Origin of the sequence: Methylobacterium sp. WL18, from assembly GCF_008040015.1 — a bacterium.
Classification (GTDB): Bacteria; Pseudomonadota; Alphaproteobacteria; order Rhizobiales; family Beijerinckiaceae; genus Methylobacterium; species Methylobacterium mesophilicum.
Window position 1 is genome coordinate 1 of the sequence record NZ_VRVD01000174.1, and the last position, 8,396, is coordinate 8,396.

General features: G+C 70.0%; 6 protein-coding genes and 1 pseudogene. 3 read left to right on the plus strand and 4 right to left on the minus strand.

Going from position 1 to position 8,396, the window contains the following annotated elements; translation table 11 throughout:
• A pseudogene (locus tag FV228_RS14165) lies at positions 1–487 on the minus strand (molybdopterin molybdenumtransferase MoeA); the annotation flags it as partial.
• A 191-nt stretch (positions 488–678) separates the two neighbouring features.
• Between FV228_RS14165 and FV228_RS14170 the strand changes: the two are divergent.
• Both FV228_RS14170 and FV228_RS14175 read left to right on the plus strand, forming a co-directional pair.
• The gene (locus FV228_RS14170; RefSeq protein WP_147855212.1) at positions 679–1,836 is read left to right on the plus strand and encodes an aminotransferase class V-fold PLP-dependent enzyme; all 1,158 of its coding nucleotides are present in this window, start codon (positions 679–681) and stop codon (positions 1,834–1,836) included.
• 34 nt (positions 1,837–1,870) lie between these two features.
• Positions 1,871–3,274: a hypothetical protein gene (locus FV228_RS14175; protein ID WP_246693905.1), complete on the plus strand. Its 1,404-nt coding sequence runs from the start codon at positions 1,871–1,873 to the stop codon at positions 3,272–3,274.
• Between the two features lie 51 nt (positions 3,275–3,325).
• Here the strand turns inward: FV228_RS14175 and FV228_RS14180 are convergent, their stop codons facing one another.
• The 3 genes from FV228_RS14180 to FV228_RS14190 all read right to left on the minus strand — a co-directional run bounded on the left by FV228_RS14180 (position 3,326) and on the right by FV228_RS14190 (position 7,067).
• A complete protein-coding gene (locus FV228_RS14180; protein ID WP_147855213.1) occupies positions 3,326–4,450 on the minus strand; it encodes a GNAT family N-acetyltransferase in 1,125 nt (374 codons plus the stop codon).
• Between the two features lie 2 nt (positions 4,451–4,452).
• Entirely contained in the window at positions 4,453–5,442 is a 990-nt protein-coding gene (locus tag FV228_RS14185; protein WP_147855214.1) for a sterol desaturase family protein, read from the minus strand.
• Between the two features lie 278 nt (positions 5,443–5,720).
• Positions 5,721–7,067: a glycosyltransferase family 4 protein gene (locus FV228_RS14190; RefSeq protein WP_147855215.1), complete on the minus strand. Its 1,347-nt coding sequence runs from the start codon at positions 7,065–7,067 to the stop codon at positions 5,721–5,723.
• A gap of 108 nt (positions 7,068–7,175) precedes the next feature.
• Between FV228_RS14190 and FV228_RS14195 the strand changes: the two genes are divergently transcribed.
• Entirely contained in the window at positions 7,176–8,357 is a 1,182-nt protein-coding gene (locus FV228_RS14195) for a DUF1972 domain-containing protein (RefSeq protein ID WP_147855216.1), read from the plus strand.
• The last annotated feature ends 39 nt before the right edge of the window (positions 8,358–8,396 follow it).

Here is an 8,396-nt window from a genome sequence, read left to right on the forward strand (position 1 = left end):
GGCCGAGCGCGGCGGCCAGCGCGAGGTGGCGCGGACCCAGCCGGGTGCCCGCCGGAATCGCGCGGCTGCCGTGCGCAATATCCTCTCCCGCCCGGCGGCGATTGGACCCCGAGGCGAGACCCGGCGGCAGGATCACGGCCTCGCCGTCGATCCGCACATCCTCCTGCATCGCCACCGCGTCGGTCCCCGGCGGCATCGGCGCTCCGGTGAAGATCCGCACCGCGAAGCCCGGCCCGGGATCGACCGGCGCATGCCCGGCCGGGACGCGGCCCCCCAGGGGCAGGCGTGTCTCGCCCGCATTCGCGACGTCACCGGCGCGCACGGCGTAGCCGTCGACGGCCGCGTTATCGAACGGCGGCAGATCGATCGGAGCGATCAAATCCTCGGCGAGGACGCGCCCATCGGACCGGTCGACAGGGACCGTTTCGATGGCCGACAGGATCGGCAGCCGCGCGCGCAGCAGCGTCACCGCGTCGGCGACCCGCATGGGCGCGGGGGCAGCGTCGAAGCAGTCGCGACTCAGGCGTCCCATCGTGACGCGATGTCGGTCGTTGGCAGGAAGCGGGTCGGCACGGGTGCCTCGCGGGGCTGTGGTCCGCCGGCTTGCGGCATCGGGGCTGGGCGATCAAGCCCGGACGATGGCGGCTGCCCGTCCGATCCTCTACGCTCGCTTCTATCATGCCGCGTATCGAAGCGATTCCCAGTCAGCGCCACCTGTTCGAGGTGCCGGCGGACGTCAGCTACCTGGATGCCGCAGCCTGGTCGCCGCTGCCGCGCGTCGTCCGGGCTGCAGGCGAGGCCGGCATCCTGACCAAGAGCCGACCCTGGGACGATCCCAGGACGGCGTTCCCGCCCCTCGCCGAGCGGACCCGCGAAGCTGCGGCGCGCCTGATCGGTGCGGGCGCGGACGATGTGGCGATCGTCGGCTCGGTTAGCCACGCCATGGCGACCGCCGCGTGTAACCTCGCTCCCGCGCGGGGCGGGCGCCTGCTGCGAGTCGCCGACGAGTTCCCCTCCCTGCGCTACGCCTTCGACCGGCTGGCGGCCGCGCACGACCTGGCCGTCGAGGAAGCCCCCCGGCCGCCGGACGGCGACTGGACCGCCGCCCTGCTGGCGGCGATCCACAAGCCGTCGGACAAGCCGCTCGCGATCGCCACCCTGACACCCCTGCATTGGACAGACGGAAGCCTGATCGACCTCGACCGCCTCGCACCGGCGGTGCATGCGGCAGGTGCAGCCTTGGTGATCGACGCGACGCAGGCGGTGGGGGCGATGCCCGTGGATGTAGCCCGCTGGCGGCCGGATTTCCTCGCCTTCCCGACCTACAAATGGGCGCTCGGCCCCTACGGCGTCGCGTTCCTGTACGCCGCCCCCCATCTGCAGGACGGCCTGCCGATCGAGGACAACATCGGAAACCGCACGCCGGCGGCCGGAGCCCGGCGCTACGACCGGGGTGAGTTGAACGATCCCGTGGCCCTGTCCATGGCCGCGAGCGGGCTTGACCTCATCGCCGCGTGGGGCGTCCCGTCCATCGCCGCGCGGCTTCGGGATCTGACCGATCGCCTCGCCGAGGGCGTGACGGCGCTCGGCCTCACCGTGGCGCCACCGCATCTGCGCGCGGACCACATCCTCGGCGTTCATGCACCCGGCGGCCTGCCCGATGGGCTCATGGATCGCCTGCAGGCGGCACGGGTCTTCGCGAGCGAGCGCTCGGGCGCTCTGCGCCTCAGCCCGCATGTCTGGGCCGACCCGGACGACGTCGCGCGCTGTCTCGCCGCACTCCGAGATGTGCTGGGGTCCAGGACCCGGAACGATACGGACTGGACCGGCCGCTAGATTTCGTGCCTCCGTCGCGTGCGTGCGGATGCCCGTGCGGACCGCCACCCACGTTCCCGGGGTCGAGGCGTGGCAATTGTCCCCCTTGGACGAGGCCGCCCACACCCTCCTGTCGAGACCCATGCCGCGCCCCGGTGAGACCCGTCCCATGCCGGCCCGCAGCCTACGCCTGACCGCCTCCGTGCGCGCAGCCCTGTCGGGACGGTTCGCCGTGATCCTGTCCGGCGAGCTGATCCAGAGCCTGTTCCACTTCGCGCTGAACATCCTGCTGGTCCGCGAACTCGACGCCCACGATTACGGGCTGTTCGCGATCGTGTTCACGGTCGGCGCGGTCGGCATCACCTATATCCGCGCCCTGGTGACGGTGCCGGCGACGCTCCACCTCGCCCGGAGTCTCGGCCGGCCGGCGGCGCTGGGCTACGACGTGATGTTCGGCTCCGGCGCGGCCCTGGTCTCCGTGCTGATGGCGTTCGCCACCGGCGCGGCGCTTCTTCCCGTGATCGGTCTGGGCGCACTGGGTGCGGGGGCGTTCGTGGGCCTCTACGGCTTCCGCAGCTATCTGCGGATCGTGCTTCTCGCCCGCGGACGGCCGCGGATCGCGGGCTTGAGCGACCTCGTCTACGCGGTCTGCGGCGCCGCCTTCCTCTGGCAAGGGCTGAGCGGCGAGGGCGAGGCGCTGCTGGACCGCGCCCTCCTGGCCATCGCTCTGGCGCATGCCATCGCGATCGCGGTGGCATACGGGGCGCTGCGTGAGCGGCTCAGACTTTCGCTCCACGCCCGGGCGCGGGCGCGATACCGGGCGATCTGGCGGACCCTGGCCTGGTCGCTGGCCGGCGTCACCAGCCTCACCGTCCAGGGCCAGGGCCTGACGCTCCTGTTCGCCCTGCTGGCTGGCCCGGCCGCCTACGCGCCCATCGCCGCGACGCTCGTGCTGTACGCGCCGCTGCGCATTCCCACGTCCGCGCTGATGAACATGGTCCTGCCGGAGATCAGCGGCCTGCTGGCCGTAGGGCAGATCCAGGCCGCCCGGCGGCTCGTGACGCGCTACGTCCTGCTGATCGCCTTCGCCTGCCTAGTCTACGGGTTGCTGATGGCCGCGACCCTGCCGCTGATCGAGCGGGTGCTGTTCAAGGGGCGCTTCGCGGGCGAGCCCATGGGCTGGATCGGCCTCGGCGTCTGGGCTGTCGTGACGATGTCGCTGCTCTACGCGATTCCGCGCGCCTATCTCGAGGCCTCCGCGGCCTTCCGGACGATCACGGCCGGGGCCGTAGCGAGCGCCGCCCTCGGCTTCGCCCTCATGGTGCCGCTCCTGCTCCTGTTGCCCCCTGCCACCGCGCTCGTCGGGCTACTGGCCTCGGAGATTGCGACGCTGGCCTGGTCGGTGGCTGCGTTCCGGGGCCTGTCGCGGGGACCACGGGGTGCGGCGGCCAAGGGATGATTCGACCGCGCGCCCGCGCCGAGCGCGCGATGTCCGGAGATCCTCAGCGCGTCACGCCGCGGCCTCGGTCGGCGGCGCTTCCGCGGCGCCGTCCTTGCCGAAGCGCTGCTGCAATGCGTGGCGGGTGCGGTCGACGAGATGCGCGGCCGCGCCCTGGGGGGTGCGCCCGCCCATCATCGAGGCCAGGGTCAGGGATTGCGTGCCGAAACGGCCCTTGAAGCCCTCGTCGCCGCATAGGAAGTCGACCGTGTGCAGCCCACGGTCGATCGACCACATGATGTAGTCCATCATCAGGACCATGCCGGGGGAGCCGCGCTCGAAGGCCGGATCGTAGGTGGTGACGAACGCCATCATCGTCCCGGCCTGGACGAAGTTGATCGAGACGGCGACGACGGCGCCGCCGCATTCGAGCACGAAGGCGTGCAGCAGCCCGGTCGCGGCCAGCACCTGGACCATCGCGGGCAGGGCCTGCGAGCCCTCGTCGTAGAACGCCGTGGAGGGCAGGTCGTGGGTCGCCAGCCAAGCCCGCTTGAACTGGGTCAGCCTGTCGAGAACCGGCCCGAGCGGCTCCTCGGGGCCGAGCAGCCGGAACGTCAGCGGCCCGTGCTCGCCCATGCTCTTCTGGCCGCGGCGGTAGTTCTGGCGGGTCTTCTTCGACTGTGCGTCGAACCAGGCTTGCCCGGTCGGCCAGGGGCCGCGCACCCGCCAGTTCGCCTCGTCGCGGTGGTTCAGCCGCAGCCGGACGCCGCCTGTGGCGGGGGCGAGCAGCGCCCGCGCGGCGGCGTCGGGCAGGAGGCGGTTGAGATAGGCCAGATCGAAGCCGCCCTCGCGGCTGGCCTGCTGCCACATCCGGCACACCAGCCCAGCATTCGTGCGGTCGGCCAGCACGGCGTCGCCGAAGTCGGAGCAATCCTTGGCGGCCCATTCGAGTACGCGAAACCCCTTCCGCCGCACCGTGGCGAGCGGAAGCACGCCGACCAGGGTCTCGCCCCGCCACGCCAGCACGATCGCCAGCGCCCGGCGATCGCGGTCGGGGGCGCTCGCCCACCAGGCCGAGATCCAGGCATGGCTGTGGAACACCAGGGCATTGCTGCGGGTCCACAGGTCGGTCCAGGCCGGTCCGACGGCCGCGAGGCGGTCGGTGGTGCGGACGATCTCGAAACGTTCAGGAGACATGGTCAAGCGCCCGAGCGAGGCTGAGCCGGAATTCCGCGCAGGCGCCGCACCTGCCGCACGATCCGCCGGCCCATCTTTTTCAACGGCAGCACGTAGAGCCCCGACAGGGATTGATAGTCGGCGACATCCCGATCGACGAGGCCGAAGGTGAAATCCTCGTTCGGATCTGGGACGTGAAGGGTCCCGAACAGACGGTCCCAGAACGAGAACAGCAACCCGAAATTCTTGTCGTAATGCTGGGGCGCGGTCGAGTGGTGGAGCTGGTGCCAGTGCGGGCAGAGGATGACCGCGTTGAGCCGGCCGAACGAGATCTTGAAATGCGTGTGCCGTACGAAGTCCATCATCAGGATGTTGCGCATGATGTAGACGTTGATCCCGAACACCGTCAGCTCGACCGGGTTGAGCGCGAGCAGGCTCCAGATCCCGAAGCAGATCCCGGGGATCACCCCGTCCCAGGCGCGGTTCATCAGCTCGTCGAGCGGGTGGACCCGGTCCTTGGTGATGCCGACCATCACCTCGGCGGAGTGGTGGACCTTATGAAGCTCCCACAGGAACGGGTAGCGGTGCTGGGCCGTGTGGTAGAGGTAGTAGGACAAGTCGTAGGCCAGCAGCATCGTGAGGGTGAACAGCACCACGGTCACCGGCCCGGGATCGCCGAAGACCGGCTGGTCGATCCCGAAGACGGTGCCCAGCACCCGGTTGGTCGCGTAGCCCACCGCCACCACGAAGGTCACCCCGGCCGGGATCAGCAGGAACGGCATGATCGCCTTGCGGGTGATGTAGAACAGCAGGTCGGCCCGGGCCGAAGGATGAGTCATCACTTCGTGCGGCAGCACGAATTCTAAGAACTCGGCGAACGAATAGCGTTCGGCCGTCCGCAGGTAGGCGATCAGCGCGCAGCCGAACGCGGTCGCGAACAGCAGGCCCGCGGCGACGAGGTTCTCTGCGGAGACCCTGTCGACGATCTGCGTGATGAAGCCGACGACATCCATGACGAGGCGTTCCCTCCGCCGGTCCGGTTTGCTCGCCGACGGGGACCGCCGACTCTACCTTGCGATGTCCGACGCCCGGACGATGCGGATGGCCGCTCCCGATCCGACGCTTCGAGCTTCGCCAAAACGCGTACGTTCTGCCCGTCGACCATTATCGACGACTGGTACTTACCGAATCTGACTGTCGCGTCGATTGTCCACCGGAGATCGGTCGCGACTGATGATCGCTGGTCCGGCCCGGGTATCCGCCGCCGAGCGCTTGAGCCCGCGGGTTCCGATCACACCGTCGGGCGCGCGGTCTGTTCCGCCGTCACCGCCTTGTCGGCGCTGAACGCGCCCCGCAGGGTCGCCCGGACCATGCCGTTGATCCCATCGGCCGCCGAGGCTTCCGAGAACAGGGTCTCGTAGCGCACCCGCGCCGCGGCGCCGAAGCCGCGCCAGCTGGCCGGATCGGTGGCGATGCGGCCCAGCACGTCGGCGATCGGCTGCGGGCCGCCCGGCGGGACGATCCACCCGGTCTTGCCGTCGGCCACCACCTCGGGGAGTCCGCCGATGTCGGTCACCAGCGGCGGCACCCCGTAGGACATCGCCTCGATCGCGACCCGGCCCAAGGATTCGGGTCGCTGCGACGGCATCGTCACCACGTCGGCCCAGCGGTAGAGCGCGGACGGATCGTCCACGAACGGCTGGAGCGTGACCTGCTTCGACAGACCGGTCTCGGCGATCCGGGCGGCGAGGGCTTCCTCGCGCGCGGCATCCTCGAAAGCGCTGCCGACGATGCGCAATTCGATCCGGCTGCGGACGGATTCCGGCAGGGAGGCCAGCGCCTCGACCAGGACGTCCTGCCCCTTGATCCGGCTGATCCGGCCGAGCATCAGCACCCGCAGCGGGCGCGTGCCGTCGTAATCCCGGTCGTTCGGCTCGGTTGGGCCCGCGATGCCGTTATAGACGACCCGGGCCGTGGCCTCCGGGGGCAGCGCGTAGGCACGCTCGGTGGCGCGCGAATTGAACACCACGTTGGCCCCGCTCCAGCGGATCAGCCCGCGCAGGACCTTCAACACGACGCCTTCCGGGATCTCGTGCACGTGCACGATGCTGCGCCCCGGCAGCAGGCGGGCGGCCAGCAGATAGTCGGCCACCACGGTCGTGTTGACGTAGACGAGGTCGCTGTCGCGGATGCGCCGGAGCGCCCGGGCCACCGCGAAGGGCAGCGCCATCATACCCAGCGTCGCGAGCCGCGCGAGGTTCTTGCGTCGCAGGATCCACAGGGGCTCGATCACGATGGCGCTAGCATAGGGCTCGAGCGCCGCGACGATCGGGCCGCGACGGGGCAGAACCACGTCGATCCGCGCGGTCGGATGGGCGGCCCGGATGGTCCGCACCGTCTCGATGAAGCAGCGATCGGACCCGTAGAGTTCGAAACCCTGGTGGACACAGGTGATGCGCGTGACCGGCACATCGCCACGGGCCCGGCCGAAGGTGAACCGGCCCGTCGTCCCGGCGGCGCCCGGCTCGGCGGCGAACCCATCACGCTGCAGGGTCTCCAGCCCAAAAGCGAACGGACGCGATGCGCCGTGGGCGCCAACTGGGCTAGACGATGTCGTGAGTATCGAACTATCTACCATAAGATGAATACTTGTCAGTCTATAACAACTGTGAGTTGTATCGCCTGTTTAGGCGACCGTTATTCCTATCTCCGTACAATATGAGTCGCTGACAAGAAAGGAAGAGCCGTGCCCGTCGATGTGCCCACACTACTTATTCTTGGGACACGCGGCATTCCGGCCGCCCATGGCGGCTTCGAGACTTTCGCGGAACGTCTCGCGCTCTATCTGGCGGGTCGCGGCTGGCGGGTGGGCGTGTATTGCCAGGCGGAGGTCGACCGGGTGCGGGAGCGAATCGCGACCCGAACCTGGAACGGCATCGAACTCATCACCGTGGAGGTCGCCTTGCGCGGCCCGGCCGCGACGCTCGCCTTCGATGCGGTCTGCGTGAAGGACGCGGCGACGCGGGGCGGCGTCTGCCTCGTGCTCGGCTACAACGGCGCGGCGTTCCTGCCTTACCTCTGGGCGCGCGGCGGCCGGATCCTCACCAACATGGACGGGATCGAGTGGCGCAGGCCGAAATGGTCGCTGCCGGTCCGGACGTTCTTCTACCTGAGCGAGTGGATCGCGGCCTGGTCATCGCAGCGGCTCGTGGCCGACCATCCGGCGATTGCGGACCATCTCGCCCGGCGCCGCCCGCGACGCGCCATCGCGACGATTCCTTACGGAGGCGACCCGCCGCCGGCGGATCTCGGCCCACCCCCGCTCGGTCTCACGGCGGGCCGCTATCTCGTGTCGATCGCCCGCATCGAGCCCGACAACAACATCCTGACGCTCGTCGAGGCGTTCTCACGCAAGCCGCGGGGCATGCGGCTGGTGGTGCTCGGAACGTTGAAGGTCGGCAACGCCTATCACCGTGCGGTCGAGGACGCCGCGGGACTGGAGGTGCTGATGCCGGGAGCGATCTATGAGCCGGAGCTGGTCCAGAGCCTCCGGGTCCACGCCCGCGCCTACCTTCACGGCCACACGGTCGGCGGCACCAACCCATCGCTGGTCGAGGCGCTCTGGGCCGGCAACGCGGTGATCGCCCACGACAATCCGTTCAACCGCCACACTGCGGGCGACGGCCAATTCTACTTCACGGACGGCAACAGCTGCGCCGCTGCGATCGAGCGCGTGATCGCCGACGACGATGCGGTCGCGGCGGCCGGTGCGGCGGCGCGGGCGCGTGCCGAAAGCTTCCGCTGGGACGACGTGTTGGCAGCCTACGAAGGCGAGCTGCGGCGGGTCGGCGGCTACCCGGCACTCGCCGCATCGCCCATCCGGACCCACGCGAGCCCCGCCCGCGTCACGGCCGGGACCGACATGTGAGCGCGAACCGGCGTTCGGTGCTGGCCGGCGGCCTCGCGG

Bases quoted from the DNA above. Each gene is read 5' to 3' on its own strand.
- FV228_RS14170 (WP_147855212.1), top strand. From the start codon at position 679: ATGCCGCGTATCGAAGCGATTCCCAGTCAGCGCCACCTGTTCGAGGTG.
- FV228_RS14180 (WP_147855213.1), bottom strand. From the start codon at position 4,450: ATGTCTCCTGAACGTTTCGAGATCGTCCGCACCACCGACCGCCTCGCG.
- FV228_RS14185 (WP_147855214.1), bottom strand. From the start codon at position 5,442: ATGGATGTCGTCGGCTTCATCACGCAGATCGTCGACAGGGTCTCCGCA.
- FV228_RS14190 (WP_147855215.1), bottom strand. From the start codon at position 7,067: ATGGTAGATAGTTCGATACTCACGACATCGTCTAGCCCAGTTGGCGCC.